The organism is Halomonas sp. LBP4 (genome assembly GCF_003202205.1).
GTDB classification, from domain to species: domain Bacteria; phylum Pseudomonadota; class Gammaproteobacteria; order Pseudomonadales; family Halomonadaceae; genus Halomonas; species Halomonas flagellata.
In genome coordinates this window covers 505,545-528,629 of record NZ_PDOG01000001.1, presented here as the reverse complement: position 1 = coordinate 528,629, position 23,085 = coordinate 505,545, and the positions used below count along the sequence as shown (strand labels likewise).

The 23,085-nt window shown below is 67.5% G+C and carries 19 protein-coding genes and 1 riboswitch; of the genes, 15 read left to right on the top strand and 4 right to left on the bottom strand.

Going from position 1 to position 23,085, the window contains the following annotated elements:
* The 3 genes from CR157_RS02490 to CR157_RS02480 all read left to right on the top strand — a co-directional run bounded on the left by CR157_RS02490 (window position 1) and on the right by CR157_RS02480 (window position 3,824).
* Window positions 1-969 (top strand): FecCD family ABC transporter permease, encoded by a 969-nt coding sequence (locus tag CR157_RS02490; protein WP_110281952.1) that lies wholly within the window; start codon window positions 1-3, stop codon window positions 967-969.
* Window positions 969-1,763, top strand: a complete 795-nt coding sequence (locus CR157_RS02485; RefSeq protein WP_110281951.1) for an ABC transporter ATP-binding protein — start codon at window positions 969-971, stop codon at window positions 1,761-1,763. The genes CR157_RS02490 and CR157_RS02485 overlap by 1 nt, the downstream gene beginning before the upstream one ends.
* Before the next feature lie 120 nt (window positions 1,764-1,883).
* Entirely contained in the window at window positions 1,884-3,824 is a 1,941-nt protein-coding gene (locus CR157_RS02480) for a PTS fructose transporter subunit IIABC (protein WP_110281950.1), read from the top strand.
* 11 nt (window positions 3,825-3,835) lie between these two features.
* Here CR157_RS02480 and CR157_RS02475 read toward each other — a convergent pair whose 3' ends face one another.
* From CR157_RS02475 to CR157_RS02465, 3 genes are read right to left on the bottom strand one after another with little or no spacing between them, the layout of a single operon-like run.
* Complete coding sequence (locus CR157_RS02475; RefSeq protein WP_110281949.1) at window positions 3,836-4,600, bottom strand: ABC transporter ATP-binding protein; 765 nt, start codon at window positions 4,598-4,600, stop codon at window positions 3,836-3,838.
* Window positions 4,597-5,664 carry a FecCD family ABC transporter permease gene (locus CR157_RS02470; RefSeq protein ID WP_110281948.1) on the bottom strand — a complete coding sequence of 356 codons (1,068 nt, stop codon included), beginning with the start codon at window positions 5,662-5,664 and terminating at the stop codon, window positions 4,597-4,599. The genes CR157_RS02475 and CR157_RS02470 overlap by 4 nt, the downstream gene beginning before the upstream one ends.
* Entirely contained in the window at window positions 5,661-6,677 is a 1,017-nt protein-coding gene (locus tag CR157_RS02465) for an ABC transporter substrate-binding protein (RefSeq protein WP_110281947.1), read from the bottom strand. Before CR157_RS02465 ends, CR157_RS02470 begins: the two co-directional genes overlap by 4 nt.
* 321 nt (window positions 6,678-6,998) lie before the next feature.
* A riboswitch (cobalamin riboswitch) is annotated at window positions 6,999-7,212 on the top strand.
* A 149-nt stretch (window positions 7,213-7,361) separates the two neighbouring features.
* Between CR157_RS02465 and CR157_RS02460 the strand changes: the two genes are divergently transcribed.
* The 8 genes from CR157_RS02460 (at window position 7,362) to cobJ (ending at window position 18,953) form a co-directional block, all read left to right on the top strand.
* Window positions 7,362-9,095 carry an AAA family ATPase gene (locus tag CR157_RS02460; RefSeq protein ID WP_258364042.1) on the top strand — a complete coding sequence of 578 codons (1,734 nt, stop codon included), beginning with the start codon at window positions 7,362-7,364 and terminating at the stop codon, window positions 9,093-9,095.
* A complete protein-coding gene (locus CR157_RS02455; protein WP_110281945.1) occupies window positions 9,092-10,534 on the top strand; it encodes a cobyrinate a,c-diamide synthase in 1,443 nt (480 codons plus the stop codon). The genes CR157_RS02460 and CR157_RS02455 overlap by 4 nt, the downstream gene beginning before the upstream one ends.
* Entirely contained in the window at window positions 10,525-11,658 is a 1,134-nt protein-coding gene (gene cobW / locus CR157_RS02450) for a cobalamin biosynthesis protein CobW (protein WP_110281944.1), read from the top strand. Before CR157_RS02455 ends, cobW begins: the two co-directional genes overlap by 10 nt.
* Window positions 11,658-15,506 (top strand): cobaltochelatase subunit CobN, encoded by a 3,849-nt coding sequence (gene cobN / locus CR157_RS02445; RefSeq protein ID WP_110281943.1) that lies wholly within the window; start codon window positions 11,658-11,660, stop codon window positions 15,504-15,506. Before cobW ends, cobN begins: the two co-directional genes overlap by 1 nt.
* Window positions 15,503-16,711 carry a cobalamin biosynthesis protein CobG gene (locus tag CR157_RS02440; RefSeq protein WP_258364041.1) on the top strand — a complete coding sequence of 403 codons (1,209 nt, stop codon included), beginning with the start codon at window positions 15,503-15,505 and terminating at the stop codon, window positions 16,709-16,711. The genes cobN and CR157_RS02440 overlap by 4 nt, the downstream gene beginning before the upstream one ends.
* Before the next feature lie 132 nt (window positions 16,712-16,843).
* Window positions 16,844-17,473, top strand: coding sequence for a precorrin-8X methylmutase (locus tag CR157_RS02435; protein ID WP_110281942.1), 630 nt, complete (start codon window positions 16,844-16,846; stop codon window positions 17,471-17,473).
* Window positions 17,470-18,195: a precorrin-2 C(20)-methyltransferase gene (locus tag CR157_RS02430; protein WP_110281941.1), complete on the top strand. Its 726-nt coding sequence runs from the start codon at window positions 17,470-17,472 to the stop codon at window positions 18,193-18,195. The genes CR157_RS02435 and CR157_RS02430 overlap by 4 nt, the downstream gene beginning before the upstream one ends.
* A complete protein-coding gene (gene cobJ / locus CR157_RS02425) occupies window positions 18,192-18,953 on the top strand; it encodes a precorrin-3B C(17)-methyltransferase (RefSeq protein ID WP_110281940.1) in 762 nt (253 codons plus the stop codon). The genes CR157_RS02430 and cobJ overlap by 4 nt, the downstream gene beginning before the upstream one ends.
* Here the strand turns inward: cobJ and CR157_RS02420 are convergent.
* Complete coding sequence (locus tag CR157_RS02420; RefSeq protein WP_110281939.1) at window positions 18,917-19,675, bottom strand: cobalt-precorrin-6A reductase; 759 nt, start codon at window positions 19,673-19,675, stop codon at window positions 18,917-18,919. The genes cobJ and CR157_RS02420 overlap by 37 nt on opposite strands.
* Window positions 19,676-19,847: 172 nt before the next feature.
* On the opposite strand from CR157_RS02420, the gene cbiE reads away from it, so the two are divergent.
* From cbiE to cobF, 4 genes are read left to right on the top strand one after another with little or no spacing between them, the layout of a single operon-like run.
* Window positions 19,848-21,074, top strand: coding sequence for a precorrin-6y C5,15-methyltransferase (decarboxylating) subunit CbiE (gene cbiE / locus CR157_RS02415; RefSeq protein WP_110281938.1), 1,227 nt, complete (start codon window positions 19,848-19,850; stop codon window positions 21,072-21,074).
* Window positions 21,071-21,445 (top strand): cobalamin biosynthesis protein, encoded by a 375-nt coding sequence (locus tag CR157_RS02410; RefSeq protein ID WP_110282795.1) that lies wholly within the window; start codon window positions 21,071-21,073, stop codon window positions 21,443-21,445. The genes cbiE and CR157_RS02410 overlap by 4 nt, the downstream gene beginning before the upstream one ends.
* Window positions 21,442-22,245, top strand: coding sequence for a precorrin-4 C(11)-methyltransferase (gene cobM, locus CR157_RS02405; protein WP_110281937.1), 804 nt, complete (start codon window positions 21,442-21,444; stop codon window positions 22,243-22,245). The genes CR157_RS02410 and cobM overlap by 4 nt, the downstream gene beginning before the upstream one ends.
* Window positions 22,242-23,084, top strand: a complete 843-nt coding sequence (cobF, locus tag CR157_RS02400) for a precorrin-6A synthase (deacetylating) (RefSeq protein WP_110281936.1) — start codon at window positions 22,242-22,244, stop codon at window positions 23,082-23,084. Before cobM ends, cobF begins: the two co-directional genes overlap by 4 nt.
* The last annotated feature ends 1 nt before the right edge of the window (window position 23,085 follow it).

Below are 23,085 nucleotides of genomic sequence, written 5' to 3'. Positions count from 1 at the left end.
ATGCGCCAGCTGAGCCTGCCATTGGGTGTGCTGCTGCTGGCCGCCCTCGCCGCCCTGGTGCTGTCGGTCGGCGTCGGCAGCGCCAGCGTGGCGCCGGCGGACCTGTGGGCGGTGCTGCGTGGCCAGGGCGACGCCCTACCGCGCACCCTGATTCTCGACCTGCGGGTCCCGCGGTCGCTGTCGGCCTTCGCCACCGGCGGGCTGCTGGCGGTGGCGGGGGCGCTGATGCAGGTGCTGCTGCGTAACCCGCTGGCCGACCCCTATGTGCTGGGACTCTCCGGCGGCGCCTCGGTGGGCGCGCTGGCCGCCATGCTGGCGGGGCTCGGCGGTGTGGTGATCTCCGGCTCGGCCTTCGCCGGGGCGCTGGTCTCCACCCTGCTGGTGTTCGGCCTGGCCCACGGCACCGGTAGCTGGACCCCCTCGCGCCTGCTGCTCACCGGGGTGGTGGTGGCGGCCGGCTGGGGCGCGGTGATCACCCTGATGCTGGCGGTGAGTCCCGCCGATCGCCTGCCCGGCATGCTCTACTGGCTGATGGGCGATCTCTCCTATGCGCGCACCCCCTTGCCGCCGCTGGCGTTGCTGGGGGTGGTCTGCCTGCTGCTGATCCCCCTGGGGCGCAGCCTCAACGTGCTGGCCCGCGGGCCGCTGCAGGCCGCCGCCCTGGGCGTGGCGGTGCGCCCCCTGGAGTGGACGATCTACATCGCCGCCAGCCTGCTCACCGCCATGGCGGTGACCACCGCCGGCAGCATCGGCTTCGTCGGTCTGGTGGTGCCGCATATGCTGCGCCTGGTGCTGGGTAACGACCAGCGGTTGATCCTGCCGGCCTGTGCCCTGGCTGGCGGGATCCTGCTGGTCCTGGCCGACACCCTGGCGCGCATCATGATCGCCCCGGAGCAGCTGCCGGTGGGGGTGATCACCGCGCTGCTCGGCGTGCCCACCTTCCTCTACCTGCTCTACCGGAGCCGCTGATGAGCCGACTCGAGACGCAGGGACTGGTCATCGACGTGCCACAGCGCGGCGACGGCCGGGCGCTCGACCTGCTCCTCGAGCCGGGACAGGTGTGGGGCGTGCTGGGGCCCAACGGCGCCGGCAAGACCACCCTGCTGCATACCCTGGCCGGGCTGCGCGCGCCACGCCGCGGCGAGGTGCGCCTCGATGGCCGGCCGCTGTCTGCGCTTGCGCGCCGCCGGGTCGCCCGGCAGCTGGGGCTGGTGTTCCAGGAGCGCCTGGACGGCTTTCCCGCCACGGTGCGCGAGACCGCCCTGATCGGCCGCCATCCCTGGCTGTCTCCCTGGCAGATGGAGGGCGGCGAGGACCTGCGCCTGGCCGAGGCGGCGCTGGCGCGGCTGGATGTCGGTCACCTGGCCGATCGCCTGGTGAACACCCTCTCCGGGGGCGAGCGCCAGCGGCTGGCCATCGCCACGGTACTCACCCAGGCGCCGCGCATCTGGCTGGCCGACGAGCCGACCAACCATCTCGACCTGCATCACCAGACCGCGGTGATGGCACTGCTCGCCGAGCAGGCCGGTGCCGGCCACGCGGTGATGATGTGCCTGCACGATCTCAACCTGGCGGCACGCTGGTGCGATCACCTGCTGCTGCTCTATCCCGACGGCGAGGCCTGCTGGGGGCCGCGAGATGCCATGCTGGTGCCGAGCGCCATCGAGCGACTGTATGGCCAGCGCCTGGCCACCGCCGAGGTCGACGGCGCCCCCGTCTTCGTTCCCGCGAGGCGACGGGCGAGAGGCTCCGAAGGTCCGTGAACTGGTCCTCCCCTCACTGAGCCAAGACGCGCGGGGATAGAACAGAGCGCCTGCCATTGCACCGATAGCCGTTGAGAAAACCGTCTAAACTTCAAACAATAACCTGCGACGGTGAGTGCGATGGAGGTTACCAGCCTGCTCAGTACCGATACGATCTGTCTGCGCCTGCATGGACACACCAAGTCAGAGATTCTCGATGAGCTGATCGAGGTGCTGACGAAAGCGGGCAAGCTGACCGATCCGAAAGCGTTCAAGGAGGCGATTCTCAAGCGTGAGGCAGAGTTTCCGACCGGACTCGAGAAGGGCATCGCCATCCCCCATGCACGCACCGACGCGGTCCGATCACCGGCGATCGCCCTGGGCATCGCGCCGAACGGCGTCGAATACGGCTCGCTCGACAATCAGCCTAGCCGGATCTTCTTTTTGATTGCCGAAACCGAGGCGGTGGCCGAGGAACATCTCGAAATCCTCGCCGCGCTGACCCGGCATATGCAGGAGTCGAACTATATTCAGAGCCTGCTGCAGGCGGGGAGTGCGAACGAGTTGATCAGGCTGCTGGCCGACGAAGCGCAGGCCGGCAATGCCGTCGAGGCCGGCAATGCCGTCGAGGCTGGCGCCGACGCCACCGGGCCGGCGGCAGCAGCCGCCCCGCCGATGCCGCGAGTGCTGGCGGTGACCGGCTGTCCGACCGGCATCGCGCACACCTATATGGCAGCCGATGCGCTGAAAGTCTGTGCCGAACGGATGGAACTGCCGATCCGGGTCGAGACCCGCGGCGCAATCGGCGAGCGGGATCGCCTGACGGAGCAGGAGATTGCCGCCGCCGAAGTGATCGTCATCGCCTCCGATACCCGGGTCGATATGAATCGCTTTGCCGGCAAGAAGCTGATCAGGGTGCCGGTAGGGGACGCGATCCACGACCCGAAGGGGCTACTGGAACGGGCCCTGAGCGGAGAGGCGGCGGTCTACACCGGCGAAGGGGACGCCGCCGCGCCCCGGCCGGCCGCGACCCGGCCCGGCATCTACCAGCACCTGATGAACGGCGTCTCGAATATGTTACCGTTCGTCGTCGGCGGCGGCATCCTGATCGCGCTCTCCTTAATGTTCGGCGTCGATGCGTTCGACCCGGACAGCCCGAACTACCATCCACTGGCGGCCGCGCTGATGACCCTGGGGGGCAGCGAAGGCGCCTTCGGCCTGATGATACCGGTGCTGGCCGCGTTCATCGGCATGAGCATCGCCGACCGGCCCGGCTTCATGCCGGCGATGGTCGGCGGCTGGATGGCGGTGCATTCCGGCGGCGGCTTTATCGGCGGCATGATCGCCGGCCTGCTGGGCGGCTATCTGATGCTGGCCGTCAGCCATCTCTGCCGCAATCTGCCGCGCAGCCTGCAGGGGGTGGAGACGGTGCTGATCTACCCGGTGATCGGCCTGCTGCTGACCGGCGGCATCATGTACCTGCTGCTGATGCCACTGGCCGATATCAATAGCGCGCTGGTGAACTGGCTGGGCTCGCTCGGCATCGGCAACCTGATCCTGCTGGGCACCTTGCTGGGCGGGCTGATGGCGGTGGACCTAGGCGGGCCGGTCAACAAGGCGGCCTACACCTTCGGCATCGCCGCCATAGCGGCGGGCAACCACCTGCCCCAGGCCGCGGTCATGGCCGGCGGCATGGTGCCGCCGCTGGCGATGGGGCTGGCGACGCTGCTGTTCCGCAGCCGCTTCGGCGCCAACGAGCGGCGCGCCGGCAAGAGCTGCTTCGTGCTCGGCGCCTCCTTCATCACCGAAGGCGCCATCCCCTTCGCCGCCGCCGACCCGCTCCGGGTGCTGCCCGCCTGCATCGTCGGCTCGGCGCTGGCGGGCGGGCTGTCGATGTACTTCGGCTGCCAGCTGCCGGCCCCCCATGGCGGCGTCTTCGTCATCCCGCTGGTCCAACACCCGTTTCTCTATCTACTGGCGATCGCCTGCGGTTCGCTGCTGAGCGCCCTGTTGGTCGGCAGCCTGAAACCGCCGCTCGCCGTCGAAGCCCGCGTAAAACCGCCTCATTCATCGGGACCGTGAGATGGGGGCACTTATAGGGCGTGGCGGAAGCGCAGGATCCGGCGATCATCCTGGGGGTCGTCGAGGATATCGGCGTGCACGCCGAAGGTGCGCTGCAGCCTGTCGGCCGTCAGCACCCGCCGGGGTGTGCCGATGTCGACCAGGCGCCCGGCATCCATCACGCCGATGCGGTCACAGTCCATGGCCTGGTTGAGGTCGTGCAAGGCGATGACCACCGTGACCGGCAGCTGCCTGACCAATTGGAGGATCGATAGCTGGTGACGAATATCGAGGTGGTTGGTGGGCTCGTCGAGCAGCAGGATGCTCGGCTGCTGAGCCAAGGCGCGAGCAATATGGACGCGCTGACGTTCACCGCCGGAAAGCGTGTGCCAGAGACGGCCCGCCAGATGTCGCATGCCGACATCATCGAGGGCTCGGGAGACGATGGCGTCATCCTGGTCCGACCACGAACGTAGCGGTGAGAGGAAGGGGGTCCGGCCCAGGGCTACCGCCTCTCGTACCTCTATCCGATCGAGGGTTTCCGCCTGTTGCTCGACGAAGGAGATGGATCGGGCGATGTCACGTTGCCGCATCCTGGTCATCGGCAGGCCGTCCACCAGGACGCGTCCGCTCTTCGGCCTGCGCAGCCCCGCGAGCACTCGCAGCAGGGTGGTCTTGCCAGAGCCGTTCGGGCCAATCAGGCCGAAGGTTTCGCCGGCCTCCACCGCGAGGCTGACGTCGTCCAGCAACTTGTGCCCGTGGACCGTCCAGTCGACCCGTTCAGCGGCCAGTTTCATCGTATTTTCGTCCCACGAACCAGAATCATGGCGAAAGCCGGGGCACCGATCAGCGAAGTGACCACTCCGATCGGCAACGCCTGCCCCGGCACGAGGATACGCGAGAGGATGTCCGAGCCGATCAGAAAGACGGCGCCGGCCAGCGCCGAGGCAGGCACCAGGCGGGTGTGGCGGCTGCCAACGAGAAAGCGCATGGCATGGGGAATCACCAGACCCACGAAGCCGATGGCGCCGACCTTGGAGACCATCACGGCGGTCACCAGTGCCATGGCGGTAATCAGGATGCCCCGGACGCTGCGCACGGCGATGCCCATCGAGGCGGCGCTGTCGGCGCCGAAGGTAAAGGCATCCAGCGCACGCCGGTGCCACAGGCAGATCAGTAGACCGCCCAGGGCGACGGGCAGCCCCAGGAGGACATCGTCCCAACGAACGCCGGAGAGGTTGCCCATCAGCCAGAACATGATACCGCGCGCCTGCTCGGCACTCGCTGACTTGGCGATGATGAAGGCGGTGAGGGCATTGAAGAGTTGCGATCCGGCAATGCCGGCCAGAATGATGGCCCCCGCGGCCTGGGTACCGCGTCCGCCCCCTGTACCGCTGCTGGCAGCATGGGCGAGCAATACCACCAGGCCGAAGGCCAGACCCGCCCCGGCAAAGGCCCCGAGCGAGAGCGTCATGGCGCCGGCGCCGATCCCGGTGATGGTGACCGCCACGGCACCGGTCGAGGCGCCGGCGGAGATCCCCATCAGGAACGGATCGGCCAGGGGGTTGCGCAACAGCGCCTGCAGGACGACGCCCGCCAAGGCCAGCCCGGCGCCGCAACAGGCCGCGAGAATGGCGCGGCTGAGCCGGTAGCTCCAGATGATGCCGGCGTCGATTCGATCGACGGCATACCCCGCCCCCCAGAGCCGGTTGGCCAGCACCTTGAGGATCGTCTCGAGCGGGATCGACGTCTCGCCGATCGCGGTGCCCGCCATCACGGCGATGAGCAGGATCAGTGGCGTCAGCCAGGTCCAACGCCATCGGAAGCGAGCCGGGGATCCCAGCGCTATTGCCGAATTCATCGGTCGAAGGACAGGGTCGACAGGGCATCGGCCAGCGTCTCGAGGCCGAAGATCGTGCGCATCGTGGCGCTCATCGCATGGGCGTCCATTTCAATGATGTGCCCGTTCTTCACCGCTGCCATTTCGCGGGTGACGGGATCGCTGTGTAGAAACTCGTGCTTTTTATCGACAGCGTCGGCAGGGTAGCGGCGACGATCCATGTGGGCCACCACGATGACATCCGGATCGGCCTTGGCAATGGACTCCCAGCCGACGGTGGGCCACTCCTCATCGGACTGGATCACATTGCGAATGCCGAGCTTGTCCATTATATAGCCTGGCGCACCGAGCCGGCCGGCGACGTAGGGAGCAGCCGACAACTCCGGAGAAGAGAACCAGAATACCGCCGACAGGTCTTCCGGCAGCTCGAGACCCTCGGCGTTGGCGATAGCGCGCGCCTCGCGCGCCTCGAGGTCGGCCACCAGCGCCGCCCCGGTGTCCTGCACGTCGAAGATCGTGGCCAGCTCGTTGATGCCCTTGTAGACCGAATCGGGGGAGAAGGCGGCAATACGGGTGCCGTCGCCGCCGGTGGCATTGTCCTTGGTATCGCAATCGGCTGGCATGATGTAGGTGGCGATGCCCAAGTCATGAAACTGGCCCCGGGTCGCCACGCTGCCGGTGGGGCCAATGTGCCACTCATATTGGGCGACGACGAGATCGGGTTTCTTGTTCACCACGGCCTCGAAACTCGGATCATTGTCGGCGATTCGCTCGATGTCGGCATTGACATCGCGGAACTGTGGCAATACCGGATTGAACCAGACCGAGGTTCCTGCGACCCGGTCGGCCAGCCCCAAAGCATAGAGGATTTCGGTGGCCGATTGACCGACGGTGACCGTGCTGTTTGGTGCGGATTGAAAGCGGACTTCCATGCCACAATTGGTCAGCGTCAGTGGATAAGAAGTGGTATCGGCCATGGCATGTAAAGCCGGGATAAGAGATAGCGTTGCCAATATATGACGAGCGACGTTCATGCATTTCTATCCGAGTTTTTGGGAAGAGGTGGCCGATCACGATATTGTGATTTTCGATCTTAATACCGTGTTTTTCATGGCCATGCCGCGATGATGCTCGCCTCGACCTCGGGGTGTTGATCGCGAGCGGCGAAGATCATGTGATAAAACCGCATGCAAAAACAAGCCCTGAGATACCCATGAGGATCGGGCCATCGGGCCGCAACCGAGCCCCCCCGTGCCTGCCCGGCGGGGTGCCCAGGCGCACCAGGAGTGCGGCGTGGCCGTCTTATGGAACGGAAGCTAGCCATCGATTGCGCCTGTTGCGGCAATTGCTTTAGGATGGCCCGACTGAAGATGGGTGCCCCTGCCTGCAGGGGATAATCGGGAAGTATGGTGAGGCTGTACGGCCAAGTCCATCGCTGCCCCCGCAACGGTAATGAGCGAGTCGCCTGCGAAGACCACTGGCATGGGCCGGGAAGGTGCAGGCGTTGGCGTGACTCTTTCGAATGCGCCCTCCTTGAGCCCGGAGACCGGCCCGTCGTTTCGTTTCATCCAGTGGCGGTGCGGTGGGCACCGGGGATTAGGGTGTGTCTGCGATTCCTTTCTTTCCTTTCCAACGAGCTTCCCGTTCCTGTCGGCTGCCGGCCAGGCGGTCGTGTGCCATCGCCCTGACGTCTCTTGCCGCTTTCATGCGAGGCCATGATGCCCGCCGTGTGTGAGTTTCCCTTTGCCGCCGTCGTCGGCCAGGAGGCGCTCAAGACCGCCTTACTGCTCAACGTCATCAATCCCCGGGTGGGCGGCGTGCTGATCAGCGGTCCACGGGGGAGCGCCAAATCCACCCTGGCGCGGGCGCTGGCGGCGATCCTTCCCGATGACGCCGAGGGGCGTCGGCCGCCGTTCGTCACCCTGCCGCTGGGCGCCAGCGAGGACCGCTTGACCGGCAGCCTGGACCTTCAACGGGTGCTTTCCGAGCGCGAGGCGACCTTCCACGCGGGCTTGCTGGCCAAGGCGGATGGCGGCGTGTTGTATGTCGACGAGGTCAACCTGCTGCCGGACACCCTGGTGGACCTGCTGCTCGATGTGGCGGCGAGCGGCATCAATATCGTCGAGCGCGACGGCATCAGCCATACGCATCCTGCGCGCTTCAGCCTGATCGGCACCATGAATCCGGATGAGGGGGAACTGCGCCCCCAATTGCTCGACCGTTTCGGCCTCTGCCTCGAGCAGGACGCGGCGCTGAGCGTCCGGGAACGGATTGCCATCGTGCAGCAGCGAGAGGCCTTCGACCGCGACCCGCAGGCCTATGTGGCGCACCATGAGGCCGTCCAGGCGTCACTGACCCAGCGTATCCGGCGAGCGCAGCGGGCGCTGGCCGAGATCACCACCGAGCCCTGGGTCTACGAGCATATCGCGGTGCGTTGCGAGGCCGCGGGTGTCGAAGGCCTGCGGGCGGATGTGACCTGGCATCGTGCGGCCCAGGCGCATGCCGCCTGGCGAGGCGCGAACACGGTGGGCCAGGAGGACCTGGAGACGGTCGCGCCCTGGGTCCTGGCGCATCGCCGTACGACTCACCACACCCCGCCACCTCCGCCGTCCGGAACGCCGCCGCCTCCCCCGGGGAAGGGGGATTCCGGCGCCGACAGGGAGGCTTCGTCCGCCACCCCCGACCACACCGCTGCCTCGGAGGCCCAGGGGCAGTGGGGCGCCATGCCCCCGGTGACACAGCAAAGCGTGAGGGTGCCGATAGCGGATTTGCCGGAGCTCTCCGCTGGGACTCCCGCGACACCCTCGCCATCGACGCCGCCGTCCTCGCGAGTGCGCCGGGGGCACCAGCCGGGGCAGCGCCGGGCGCATGCCGAGGCGAAGCAGCCGGACTGGTTCGGCACCCTGATCGCCAACCGGGGGCACTGGCCCTGGCGACAACTGCGCTATCGCAAGGCCCGCACCGGGCAGCCGGTGTTGCATGTCATCCTGCTGGATACCTCCGCGTCCACCCTGGGCCAACGTCTGTTGGGCCGGGCCAAGGGCCTGGTCGACCGGCTGGCGCGCCAGGCCTACGCCGCCCGGGAGCAGATCGTGGTCCTGGGCTTCGGCAATGACGGCGTCACGTCGATCCTGCCACGGCGACGCGCGCCCAAGGACATGCTCAGCCGGCTCGATGCCGCGGGCGGTGGCGGTGGCACACCGATCCGCGACGCCGTCCTGCGGGCGGCGCGGCTGATTCGCCAATGGCGGCGACAGGACGCCGGCCTGCATGTCCGGACCTACCTCATCACCGACGGTCGCACCCGGCAATCCCTGGCCGGCCTGCCGTCACTCGGTGACTGTGTCGTCGTGGATACCGAGCAGGCTGCCGTCAAGCGGGGGCGGGGGGCCCTCATCGCCCGGCAACTGGGCGCCCTGTACCGGCCGTTGTCCGGGATGGAGTCAGCATGACCGAGCACGCCTTGATTCGAGCCAGGGGCCGTTCCGATACGGAGGCAGGCCGGGGGCCGGCGCGGGCGGCCTGTCCCGCGGTCTTCATCGCCGCGCCGGCATCGGGGCAGGGCAAGACCACGGTGACAGCCGCGCTGGCCCGGATGCTGCGCAACCAGGGCAAGGTGGTACGGGTCTTCAAGACCGGTCCGGATTACCTGGATCCCCTGGTGCTGGCTCAGGCTTCGGGCCAGCCGGTCGACCAGCTCGATCTGTGGATGGCCGGCGAGGCCTATTGCCGGCAGCGCCTGTTTGATGCCGCCCTCGAGGCGGACCTCATCCTGGTGGAAGGCGCCATGGGCCTGTTCGATGGCGAACCGTCCAGCGCCGATCTCGCGGCCTTGTTCGACTTGCCGATGGTCATCGTCATGGACGTGAAAGGGATGGCCCAGACCGCGGCGGCGCTGGTGGCCGGCCTGGCGGGGTTCCGTGACGATATCCGCATCGCCGGGCTGATCGCCAACGCCTGCGGTTCGCAGCGCCACCGGGAACTGATCGACGCGGCGCTGCCGGCCGCCATTCCTCTGCTGGCGGCGGTGGAGCGCAATGCGGCCCTGGCCCTGCCCGAACGGCACCTGGGGCTGGTGCAGGCCGATGAGATCCGCGAGGACCTGGAAACCCGCTTCGAGGCCGGTGCCAAGGCGCTGCTGGCCGAGGGGCTGGCGGAGGCACTCCTGCAATTGCCGCCGGTCGCCTTCGACGCGGTGCCCGACAATCACACGGCGATACCGCCCGCGCTTCACGGCCAGACCATCCTTCACGGCCATACCATAGGAGTGGCGCGGGATGCGGCGTTCAGCTTCATCTACCAGGCCAACCTGGACCTGCTGGAGCGGATGGGAGCGACACTGCGTTTCTTCTCGCCGCTGACCGACGGATGCCTGCCCCCCTGCGATGCCCTCTGGCTGCCAGGCGGCTACCCTGAGCTCCACGCCGCGCCGTTGGCGGCGAATGCCGCCATGCGGGATGACATCCGCCGCTTCTTCGCCGCGGACAAGCCCATCCTCGCCGAATGCGGCGGCATGCTCTATTGCCTGGAAACCCTGACGGACTACGACGATCGGGCCCACGCCATGCTGGGCCTGCTGCCCGGGCATGGCGCCATGCGAGGGCGGCGAGGCTGTCAGGGGATGCAGACCGCCGAGCTGCCGGAGGGGCCGATCCGTGGCCATGCCCATCACCGCTCGGTGGCGGAGGGCACACCCGCGCCAATCGCCCATGGGCGGCGCCAGCGCCATCCCGCGCCGGGGGAGGCCATCTATCGCCAGCGACGGCTGACGGCGTCCTACCTGCACCTGTTCTTCCCTGACAATCCCGCCGCCGTGGCCTGCCTGTTCGGGCAGGGCCCGGTGTCGGCACGCCAGACCATCGACATTGAGGAATCCAACGGATGCGACTGAACAAGATCCCCGCCACGGTGGTGACCGGCTTCCTGGGCAGCGGCAAGACCACGCTGCTGGCGAGCATTCTGCGCCAGGTCACCGGCAAGCGCATCGCCGTCATCGTCAACGAATTCGGCGAGCAGGATATCGATTCCAGCCTGCTGCGCGGCTGCGCCTTGGGTTGTGAAGAGGGCGGCGAGGACGGTGGTTCCTTAGATAAAGGTCTCTCAGAAAATGGCATCTACGAGCTGGCGAATGGCTGCATCTGCTGCACGGTGGAAGAGGAATTCCTGCCGGTGATGAAAAAGCTAGTGGCCCGCCGGGACGACATCGACCACATCCTGATCGAAACCAGCGGCCTGGCCTTGCCCAAGCCGCTGGTCCAGGCGTTCAACTGGCCGGAGGTGCGCCAGCATTGCACCGTCGATGCCATCATCACCGTGGTCGACGGGCCGGCTGTCGCCGCTGGTCGTTACGCGAGCGATGTCGACAAGGTGGAGGCTCAGCGCCGGGCCGACGAAAGCCTGGATCATGATCCCAGCCTGCGTGAATTGCTGGACGACCAGCTGAGCGCGGCCGACCTGGTGCTGGTCAGCAAGACCGACCTGCTCGAGCCGGCCGACAAGGCGCGGGTGGAAGCACTGGTGGCCCAGCGGGTGCCGGAATCCGTGAAGACCCTGTTTATCGACCAGAGCTTTTTTATCAACCAGACTCGGGCCACGGATACGTCCCAGTTGGAAGCCCTCATGGGCATCGGCGCGGCGAGCGAGGAAAACATCGACCGCATCGCGAACCACCACGATCGCCACCATGCCGAGGGGGCGCATCACGACCACGCGCACGATCATTTCGATTCCTGCGTGATCCGGCTGGGGGAAGTCGATGGCGACGCCCTGGCGGACAGGCTCCAGCAGCTGCTGAAAACCCACGAGATCTATCGGGCCAAGGGCTTCGCGGCGATTCCGGGCAAGCCCATGCGTCGGGTGATCCAGGCCGTGGGGGAGCGCCTGGACGGCTATTTCGACCGGCTATGGGGGCAGGACGAGCCGCGCCGCACCCAGCTTGTCATCATCGGCAAGGCGCTGGACGGCCATGACCTGCACGCGGCCCTGGCGAGCGCCGAGATCGCGACGACCACCTGATGCACCTTTTCGCCGCCAAGCCCGGGGGCTTCGTCGACGATGAGGGCATCGTCGACCTGCAGCAGAGCCCTGCCGAGATCGTGATCCTGTCAGCCGCCGACAGCAGCCTGTCGGCCCTGGCGCAGGCGGTCGATCGGCTGGTCTCGACGGTCGGGGATGGTTACCCGACGGTACGGCTCGCGAACTGGATGAACCTGGTCAAGCCCGCCGCCTACGATCTCTACGAGGATCGTGTGCTGGAAGAGGCGCGTCTGGTGATCGTCTCGCTGATGGGGGGCAGCGCCTACTGGCAATACGGCCACGAGCGTCTACTGGCCTGGGCGGCCGCCGGCCAGGGGCGCCAGCTGATCCTGGTGCCGGGCAGTGACGAGCCGGACGACGCCTTGCTGGAGGATTCCAGTGTGCCTTTCGAGTCGGCCCACCGAGTGTGGCGCTACCTGAGAGAGGGCGGGGTGGACAATGCCGAGCAGTTACTGCGTTTCGTCGGCGCGCAGTGTCTGGGGTTGGCACTGGACTGGCAGGAACCCAAGGCGATTCCCGCGGCACTGCTCTACGCACCTCTCTCCACACCCCAGTCGTCAGGGCGACAGGACGCGACCCTGAGCGAATGGCGAGAATGTCAGGTCCCCGAACGTCCGGTGTGTCTGCTGCTGTTCTACCGGAGTCACCTGCAGGGCGCCAATACCGCCGTGCTGGACGGCCTGATCGAGGCGCTGCGAGCCCAGGGGCTCGAGCCGCTGGCGGTGGCCGTGGCGTCTCTGAAGGAGGAATCCTGCGTCGCCTTCGTCAATCACCTGATCGAACAGACGGGCGCCATGCTGGTGGTCAACACCACCGGGTTTTCCGTCAACCGCAATCCGGACGACCTGGACGCCCTCGACGTCCCCGACAGCCTCTTCGTCGGGCGGCCGGTGGTGCTTCAAGCCATTTTGGCGAGCAGCACCGAGGAAGACTGGAGCGCCAAGGTGGCCGGCCTGCATAGCCGCGACGTGGCCATGCAGGTGGTCCTGCCGGAGATGGATGGACGCATCATCACTCGGGCGGTGGGTTTCAAGGCGGAAGCTCTCTACAGCGAGCGCTGCCAGCTATCGGTGACCCGCCACGCCCTGCATCCCGAGCGCGCCGCCTTCGTCGCCAAGCTGGCTCGGCGATTCTGTCGTTTACGTCAGGCGCCCAATGCCGACAAGCGCCTGGCGCTGGTGCTGGCCAATTATCCCAATCGCGATGGCCGCATCGGCAATGGGGTCGGCCTGGATACGCCGGCATCGACGATAGAGATTTTGCGGGCGCTGGCCGCGGCGGGCTATCCGGTGAGCGACGTGCCGGACGACGGCGATGCCCTGATCCGGCTGCTGCAGGGCACCGTCACCAATGATCACCGCGTCCTGGACCAACGCGGCTGCTGGCAGAGCATCGGGCTCGACGACTACCTGCAGTGGTTCCAGACCCTGCCGGAAGCACTTCAAGAAGCGGTATGCAGGCGCTGGGGGGCGCCGTCGGAGGATCCCAAGTGCCGCCAGGGCCGCCTGATGATCGCCGGGATCCGCCTGGGGGAGACCTTCGTCGGGATCCAGCCGGAACGAGATTTCATCGACGACCCGACCCAGACCTACCACGATACCGCACTGGTGCCGCCCCACAGCTACCTGGCGTTCTATCTCTGGCTGCGCGATCACTACCGGGTGGAGGCGGTGGTCCACGTCGGCAAACACGGCAATCTGGAATGGCTGCCGGGCAAGAGCACGGCACTGAGCGCCGATTGCTGGCCGGAGATCGCCCTGGGGCCGGTGCCGCATTTCTACCCGTTCATCGTCAATGACCCGGGCGAAGGCGCCCAGGCCAAGCGCCGCAGCCAGGCCGTCATCATCGATCACCTGATGCCGCCGCTGGCCCGTGCCGAGCTCTACGGTGCCATGGCGGAACTGGAAGCCCTGACCGACGAGTATTACCAGGCCCTGAGCATGGATCCGCGGCGTGAGGCGCTGCTGCGCGAGCGGATCCTGGAGCATCTGCGCCGCACCGGTATCGACCAGGAGCTGGCCCATAGTGCGGATAGCGTGGATGACGAGTGCCTGCTCAACGAGCTGGACACCTATCTGTGCGATATCAAGGAAGCCCAGATCCGCCATGGCTTGCACGTGCTGGGCACCCTGCCGCCGCAGGACAAGCTGGCGGGGACCCTGGTCGCCATCCTGAGACTGCCACGCGGAGAAGGGCCGGCCCATCGCGGCTTGTTGCACAACCTGGCCGACGACCTGGGATTGCAGGAAGACGGCAGGCACTTCGATCCCCTGACGGCCGGGGCCGAACCCTGGACCGGCCCGAGGCCACCGGTCCTGACCGAGCTGGAGGCGTCCGCCTGGCGCACCGGCGCCGATACCCGTGAGCGTCTGGAACGGCTCGCCCATCGGCTGGTGACCGACTACGTCCTGGCGCCGGGCTGCCTGGCCACCTTGGCCCGTGACTATCCGGCCACCGCGGCGCAGTGTCGCTATGCCCGCGAACGGCTCTGGGTCGCCATGCAGCGTGGCGCCGAGATGGAGATCCAGTCGCTGCTGGACGGACTTAACGGCGTCTTCGTGCCGGCTGGACCAAGCGGCGCCCCCAGCCGCGGGCGGCTGGACACCCTGCCCACCGGGCGCAACTTCTTCAGCGTGGACAATCGCTCGATTCCGTCACCCGCCGCCTGGTCCCTGGGCGAGAAATCGGCGCAGGCGTTCGTGGAGCGCTATCTGCAGGACAACGGTGACTACCCGCGCCGGCTGGGGCTGTCGATCTGGGGCACCGCGACCATGCGTACCGGCGGCGATGACATCGCCCAGGCCTTCGCCCTGATGGGGGTGCGGCCGGTCTGGTCGCTCGGCTCGCAGCGGGTGATCGATGTCGAGGTGATTCCCGCCATGCTGTTGGGGCGCCCCCGCGTGGACGTCACCCTGCGGGTGTCCGGCTTCTTCCGCGATGCCTTTCCCAATGTCATCCGCCTGTTCGATGCCGCGGTGCAGGCGGTCGCCGAGTACGAGGAGCCAGGCAACGGCAACACCATCCGCGCGGCGGTGCTGGAGCGCCGGCAGGAACTCGAACGCCAAGGGCTATCGCCCGACGCAGCCGCCCGGGAGGCCAGCTACCGGGTCTTCGGCAGCAAGCCCGGCGAGTACGGCACCGGCCTGAACCGGCTCATCGACAACCGCGCCTGGGACACCGCGGACGATCTGGCGGAGGCCTACCTCGGTGCCGGTGCCTACGCCTACGGCCAATTCCCGGAATCCGGAATCGCCGCCCGGGGGGCCTTCGAACGACAGCTCAAGGGTCTGGATGCGGTGATGCAGAACCAGGACAACCGCGAGCACGATATCCTCGATTCGAACGGCTACTACGAGTTCCAGGGGGGCATGGCCAATGCCAGTCGTTCCCTCGGTGGCCAAGCGCCGGTCATCTACCACGCCGATCACGCCAACCCGGCGCATCCGCGGATTCGTACCCTCAAGGAGGAACTGGCCCGCGTGATTCGTTCCCGGGTGCTCAATCCCAAGTGGATCAACGCCATGCGGGAGCACGGCTACAAGGGCGCCTTCGAGATGGCCGCCACGGTGGACTATCTGTTTGCCTATGATGCCACTACCGATCTGGTGGCCGACTATCAGTACACCCAGGTCACCGAGGCGCTGGTACTGGATCGCCGCAACCAGCAGTTCCTGCGCGAGCATAACCCGGCGGCGCTGGAGGAGATGGCCGAGCGGTTACTGGAAGCCGTCCAGCGGGGGATGTGGCAGGACCCCGGCCAACAGGGCCCCGACCTGCAGGACCTGCTGCTGCAGATTGATGAGGCCAAGGAGACAGGGGCCCCATGATGAATAAGATGGATAAGCCGGCTGACGCTCGCATCAAGGGCTGGTGTCCCGGGGCATGGCGACCCATGGCGACCGGCGATGGCCTGCTGGTCCGCGTACGTCCCCGCCTGGGCCGACTCACCCGGAGCCAGATGCTGGCACTATGTGACGCGGCCGAGACTTTCGGTAGCGGCCTGATCGAACTCACCAGTCGCGCCAATCTGCAGTTGCGCGGCGTGTCGGAAGCCACCTGGCCAGGGCTGATGGACTTCCTCGTCGAGCATGGGCTGGTCGACCCGGACCCGCACGCCGAGCGCCGGCCCCAACTGCTGCTGGCACCGGACTGGCAAGCGGGCGACGCCACGCATGAGGCGGCCCGCTTGCTGCAGGCCCGCCTTGGTGAGATGCCGGAACTGCCGGACAAGATGGGCATCGCCATCGATGTCGGTGATGCGCCGGTGCTGGGCGAGGTATCCGCGGACTTCCGCATCGAGCGGTCGGCACCGGGCACCTTGCAGCCGCGGGCTTCGGGCGGCCTATTAGTCCGGGCCGATGGACGTGCGCTGGGCACCCCCGTGGACTCGGTCGCTGCCGCCGTCGAGCACCTGGTGCGGCTGACGCACTGGTTCGTCGCCAGCGGTGGAGGCCAGGCCGGACGGATGCGACGGCATCGGACGCCACTGCCATCCTGGGCGCCGGCCTCGATTCGGCCCGCCGAGGCCGGCCCCCGCCCAGCGCTGGGCCACCATGTCCGGGGCCGGGTCGTTGGCCTGCCGTTTGGACGGGCGCCGGCCTCGGCACTGCGTGCCGCGATCGAACCAACCGCGGTAACCGCCGTGCGGGTGACGCCCTGGCGGCGCCTGCTGGTGGAAGGGGCTGGAGAAGGCGCCGCATGCGCAGGGGCGGCGTCGGTCGCTGGCCTGCTGAACGATGAAAACGATCCGCGCCTGGCCATGCAAGCGTGTCCGGGCGCCCCCCATTGCGAACAGGCGAGTGTCGAGACGCTGGGCCTGGCCGAACGACTGGCAGGCCGGGTCGAGGGCAGCGTGCATGTGTCCGGTTGTGCCAAGGGCTGCGCCAGCCAGACCCCCGCCGAGCTATGCCTGGCCGGGCGGGCCGGAGGCTTCGACCTGATCGTCGGCGGTTGCGCCGATGGTACGCCGGTTGCGACCGGCCTCAGCGAAGCCGAGGTTGTAGAACTCATTTCCAGACGTCCGGGAAGATGAGTGCCGGGGACAAGGCGGCCATGGATGGCAAAAGTAGTGCCCATGGAAAGGCTTGCAGCGCCCTCGCGAAGGCTTGGCGCCGGGAAAGCTCGCGGTTGAGAAAGAAGCTTTTAGTCCATTTGGAGAAAAGATATGCCTCACGTCTATGAAACGGACGGACCGGCCATCTACCGGGAGTCCTTTTCCATCATCCGTCGCGAGGCCGAACTGGAGCGCTTCTCGGAGGAGGAAGAGCCGGTGGCCGTGCGCATGATCCATGCCGCCGGATTGGTGGGGCTTGCCTCGCACCTCCATTTCCGCGGCGACGCGGTGAACCGGGCTCGGCAGGCGCTGGAGCAGGGCGCGCCGATTTTGTGTGACGCGCGCATGGTATCCGAGGGCATTACCCGCAAGCGCCTGCCGACGGACAACGCCATCATCTGCACCCTGCACGACGAGCGGGTACCCGGCCTGGCCCGGGACATGGCCAACACTCGCTCGGCAGCGGCCGTGGAACTCTGGCGACCTTACCTGGACGGTGCGGTGGTGGCGATCGGCAATGCGCCGACCGCGCTGTTCCACCTGTTGAACATGCTGGAAGCGCCGGATTGCCCGCGCCCGGCGGCCATCATCGGCTGTCCGGTGGGTTTCGTGGGCGCGGCCGAGGCGAAGGACGCCCTCTGGGAGAGCGCCTCGGTACCCTGCTGCATCGTGCGCGGTCGACTCGGCGGCAGTGCGGTGACGGTGGCCGCCATCAATGCCATAGCGGATCGTAGCGAATGAAGCAGGGAACCATTTACGGGGTCGGCCTTGGGCCCGGCAGCCAGGATCTGATGAGCGTCAGGGCGGATCGACTGATCCGCGGGGCGTCGCATGTCGCCTATTTTCGCAAGAAGGGCCGAACCGGCCATGCCCGCAGCATCGTGGAAGGCCTGGTGGCGGCCGAGGCTACCGAACTGCCGATGGAATACCCGGTCACCACCGAGATTCCGTTCGACGACCCCCGTTACAACGAGCTGCTGGCGGCCTTCTATGAAAGAAACGTCGCACGACTGACCGAGATCGCTGACGCGGGCCACGATGTGGTGGTGCTGTGCGAGGGCGATCCGTTTTTCTACGGCTCTTTCATGCACCTGTATACGCGCCTGCAGGGGCGGGTGCCGGTATCGGTGGTGCCCGGCATCACGGGCATGTCCGCCGCCTGGACCGCCACCGGGCAGCCGGTGACCTGGGGCGATGACATCATGACCGTGCTGATGGGCACACTGCCGGAGGCGACGCTGGTCGAGCGCATCTCGCAGACCGACGCCCTGGTGGTGATGAAGATCGGACGCAATCTGGACAAGCTCAGGCGGGCGCTGGCCCGGGCTGGCCGAGAAGGGGAGGCCTGGCTGATCGAATACGCCACCATGCCGCAGGAGCGGATACTGCCGTTCCGCGAAGCCGGCGATAGCGTCCCGTACTTTTCCATCCTGGTGATCCACGGCCACGGGAGGCGACCATGAGGGGCTGGCTGAAAGTCGCCGGCCTGGGCCCGGGCGCCGAGGTGATGGTCACACCGGAAGTGTCTGCCGCGCTGGCGGATGCCACCGATGTAGTGGGCTATGTGCCCTATGTCGAGCGGGTGCCGCCGCGGCCGGGACTGACGTGCCACGGCTCGGACAATCGCGAGGAAATCCGGCGGGCGGAACAGGCGCTTCGGATGGCCGCCAACGGCCGTCGAGTGGTGATCGTCTCATCGGGTGACCCTGGCGTGTTCGCCATGGCCGCGGCCATCTTCGAGGCGCTGGAGGCGGGAGAGCATACGTGGCGCGCGCTGGACATCCAGGTGTTGCCGGGCATCTCCGCCATGCTGGCCGCCAGTGCGCGCGTAGGTGCGCCGCTGGGACATGATTTCTGTTGTATCAACCTGTCCGACAACCTCAAACCCTGGGCCCTGATCGAGAAGCGCTTGCGGCTGGCCGCGGAGGCCGACTTTGCCATGGCGTTCTACAACCCCCGCTCCCGGGCGCGGCCGGAGGGGTTCGCACGCGCCTTGCAGGTGTTGCGGGAGGCCTGCGGGCCAGGGCGCCTGATCGTGTTCGCGCGGGCCGTCTCCACGCCGGAGGAATCCGTTCGGATCACGACCCTGGCCGAGGCGGAGCCGGAAATGGCCGATATGCGCACCCTGGTGATGGTGGGGTCCAGTCAGACGCGCCGCATCGAGCGCGATGGGCAGCCGTGGGTTTATACGCCGCGCTCGGCGTCAGGGTCGGAGTTATGACCGAGCCAGGCCAGGACCGCGTCGACGGAATGGGCTTCCTGGCGCGGCGGGAGAGCCGGCCGCTCGATCATCACCACCGGCAGGCCCAGTTGCCGGGCGGCGGTGAGTTTGGACACCGCGCCATTGCCGCCGGAATTCTTGCACACCAGGCGCTCGACGCCATGTTCCCGGAGCAGGGCCAGGTCGCCGTCCAGCGTGAAGGGACCACGGTCGATGGTCACACTGTGACGGGGCAAGGGCGGTGGGGCCTCGGGTCCGTCGACCAGCCTCAGCAGGTAGTGGTGCTGGGGCCGTGCCGCAAAGGCGGCGAGATGCATGCGCCCGATCGCCAGCAGCACCCGCTGCGGCGGACCGGCCAGGGCGCTCACCGCCGCGTCGACACTGGCGACCCGTTGCCAACGATCGCCGGCCATCGGCTCCCAGGGGGGCCGGGTCAGGGCGATGAAGCGGATGCCGCTTCGCTGCGCCGCCGATACGGCGTTGCGGCTCATTCGTTCGGCAAAGGGGTGGGTGGAGTCGACCAGATGGGTGATGCGCTTGTCCGCCAGGAAGGCGGCCAGGCCCTCCACCCCGCCAAAACCGCCGACGCGGGTGGGCAACGGCTGCGGTTTGGGAGTGCTTACTCGACCGGCATAACTGAACAGGGCAGGGATCGATCGTTCGGCCAGGGCGCGGGCCAGGGCGCTGGCTTCAGAGGTGCCCCCCAGGATCAGGACTTTCATTGGGGCTTCTTGAGCTCCTTTCCCATTCAAGCTGTTGGCAAGATGAGCGCCGGGGACAAGGCGCAGCGAGGGTCTTTTGCCATGGATGGCAAAAGTAGCGCCCATGGAGGGGTTTACAGCGCCCTCGCGGAGGCTTGGCGCCGGAACAGCTCATCTCCTTTCTGGGACTCAGATGGTGGCTGACGTTAACGACGCTCCCTGGCTGACGATTCTAGGCTGGGGCGAGGGTGGCACAAAGGGGCTGACACCGGCAAGCCGCGACGCGCTGGAAGGTGCCGAGGTGGTGTTTGGCGCAAGTCGCCACCTGCGCCTGTTGCCGCCTCTGGCTGCCGAGGTGCGGGAATGGCCGGTGCCATTCGCGGACGGACTCCCCCAACTGTTGGCCGAGCGCGGCCGCCGGGTCGTCATGCTGGTTTCCGGCGACCCGTTCTGGTTCGGGGCAGGCACCACCTTGGCGCGTCATGTGCGCATCGAAGAATGGCAGGCCCTGCCATCGCCATCCACCTTCAGCCTGGCGGCGTCGCGGCTGGGCTGGTCGCTGGAGGGCTGCCCGTGCCTGGGGCTGCATGCCAAACCCCTGACGCGCATCCGGCCATATCTGCATCGCGGAAGGCGCTTGCTGGTGCTGCTGAGGGATGGGGAAGCGGTGGCCGAACTGGCGGCGTTGCTGGTGCGCTGCAGTTTCGGCTCGTCTCGGCTGCATGTGCTGGAATCGCTGGGCGGTGATGGCGAGCGCATCCGCAGCGTGCGGGCAGATGCCGCCCTGCCTAGCGATATCCGCCACCCGGTCGCGGTGGGCCTGGTGGTGGCCGGTGATGGGCCGGCGTTGCCGCTGACACCTGGCCTGCCGGACGAATGGTTCGAGCACGATGGCCAGATCACCAAGCAGACCGTTCGCGCCATGACGCTGGCCGCCTTGGCCCCGGCACCGGGGGAGCGGCTGTGGGATATCGGCACGGGGTCGGGCTCGATTGCCATCGAGTGGCTGCTGGCCCACCCGGACAACCGGGCCGTGGCCTTTGAGCGTGCCAGTGAGCGGGCGGCGCGGGCGCGTCGCAATGCACGAATGCTGGGCGTCGACTGGCTCGAGGTGGTGGAGGGGAGCGCCCCCGACGTACTGAGTGATCAGATGCTGAGCGATCATCCGCCGCCCGACGCGGTATTCATCGGGGGCGGGCTATCGGAAACGCTGCTGGAAGCTCTTTGGCGGCGTCTGCCGGCTGGCGTTCGCCTCGTGGCCAATGCGGTGACCCTGGAATCCGAGGCCTTGCTGGCTCACTGGCAGCAGGTGGCCGGCGGTGAGCTGCTGCGTCTCGAGCTGGCGGCCGCCGCTCCCATCGGCACGCGGCGGGGCTGGAAGGCCAGCTACCCCATCGTGCAATGGCGGGTGATTCGATGATAGTGGCGGGTTTCGGCTTTCGCCGAGGGGCGCTGCTGGCGTCGCTGATTGATGCGCTGGATCGGCTCCACGAACACTACGGTGCCGTTGACCGGCTGGCCGCGACCCAGACGATGTGGCCGCTGGTTGAGGCATTGGGCCAAGCCCGGGGGCTCGCGGTGATCGCCGTGGCCGACGCCGCCCTGCCGACGGCCACCACCCTCACCCGCTCCAGGTACAGTTGGCGGGCCCGGGGCACGGGGAGCGTCGCCGAGGCCGTCGCCCTGTTGGCGGCGGGTCCCGGTGCGGCATTGCTCGGGCCGCGGCTGATTTCGAATGACCGACTGGCCACCGCGGCGGTGGCGCGAGCCCCTCTGGGAGAGACAGCATGACGGTACACTTTATCGGCGCCGGCCCCGGTGCGCCGGATCTCCTGACATTGCGGGGGCGGGATCTCATCGCCTCCTGCCCCGTGTGCCTCTACGCGGGGTCGCTGGTACCCGAACAGGTACTCGAGCATTGCCCGGAAGGCGCCCGGATCCTCAACACGGCGCCTCTGTCCCTGGATGAGATCATCGACGAGATGCGTAGCGCCCATGCCGCAGGCCTGGACGTGGCCCGACTGCATTCCGGAGACCTGTCGGTGTGGTCCGCCATGGGGGAACAGTTGCGCCGGCTGCGCGAGCGGGACATTCCCTATGCCATTACCCCGGGCGTGCCGTCCTTCGCCGCGGCGGCCGCCACCCTGGGACAAGAGTTGACGCTGCCGGGGGTGGCGCAATCCGTGGTGCTGACCCGCACACCGGGGCGTGCCAGCGCCATGCCGGGCGGCGAAACCCTGGCCCACTTCGCGAAAACCGGTGCCACCCTGGCGATTCACCTTTCCATTCATCACCTGGCCCAGGTGGTGGAAGACCTGGTGCCGTTCTACGGTGCCGATTGTCCGGTCGCCATCGTCTGGCGGGCCAGTTGGCCCGATGAACGGGTGGTCCGGGGGCGCTTGTCGACGGTGGCATCCCGAGTCGACGAGCGCATGCAGCGGACGGCACTGATCCTGGTGGGACCCGTTCTGGAAAGTGAGGATTTCCAGGAAAGCTGCCTGTATTCGGTCGGCTATGATCGTCGCTTTCGGCCCCAGTCGGCGGACTCGCCCTTTGCCGGTACCGCAGAAGACATGGGAGGCGACGCATGATCCAGCTCTCGCTGATCGGCATCGGTACGGGCAATCCCGATCATGTCACCCTGGCTGCCGTGCGGGCGCTCAATGAGGCGGACCTCATCCTGTTGCCACGCAAGGGGGAAGCCAAGTCGGACCTGGTCGACCTGCGCCGGCTGCTGTGCCGGAACCTCCTGGACGATCCGTCACGGACCCGGGTCGTGGAGTTCGATCTGCCTCGACGCGATGCCCGCGCCGATTACCTGGGCGCGGTGGACGACTGGCACGGGGCGATCGCGCGTGTCTGGGCCGGGCTCATGGAGACTCATCTGCCGCAGGGCGGACGGGTCGGCATGCTGATCTGGGGTGACCCGTCGCTGTACGACAGCAGCCTGCGCATCGCCGGGCGGCTCCGATCTTGTATGAAAAGCTGTATGAAAAGCACCGCCGGCCGGGCGGTCGAGGTGGACCTGAAGGTAGAGATAGTACCGGGAATCACCAGCCTGCAGGTCCTGACCGCCGAGCACCGCATCCCCCTCAATGCGCTCGCCGAACCGGTCCTGATCACCACGGGGCGGCGTTTGCGTGAGCGCGGCTGGCCCGGCGATGCCGCCAGCGTCGCAGTCATGCTCGACAGCGGAGGCGCCTTCGAGGCGCTGCCTCCCGAAGGCCTCTACATCTGGTGGGGCGCCTACCTGGGCATGGACAAGCAAAGCCTGCTCGACGGCTGGTTGGCTGACGTGGCCCCGTCGATCCTCGAGCGCCGCTCCGCCCTGCGCGAGCAGCATGGCTGGATCATGGACGCCTACTTGTTGGCCCGGGCGCCGCTGCTGCCGAGCCAATCGAATAGCCCTATCGACACCGCAGGAGAGTGAA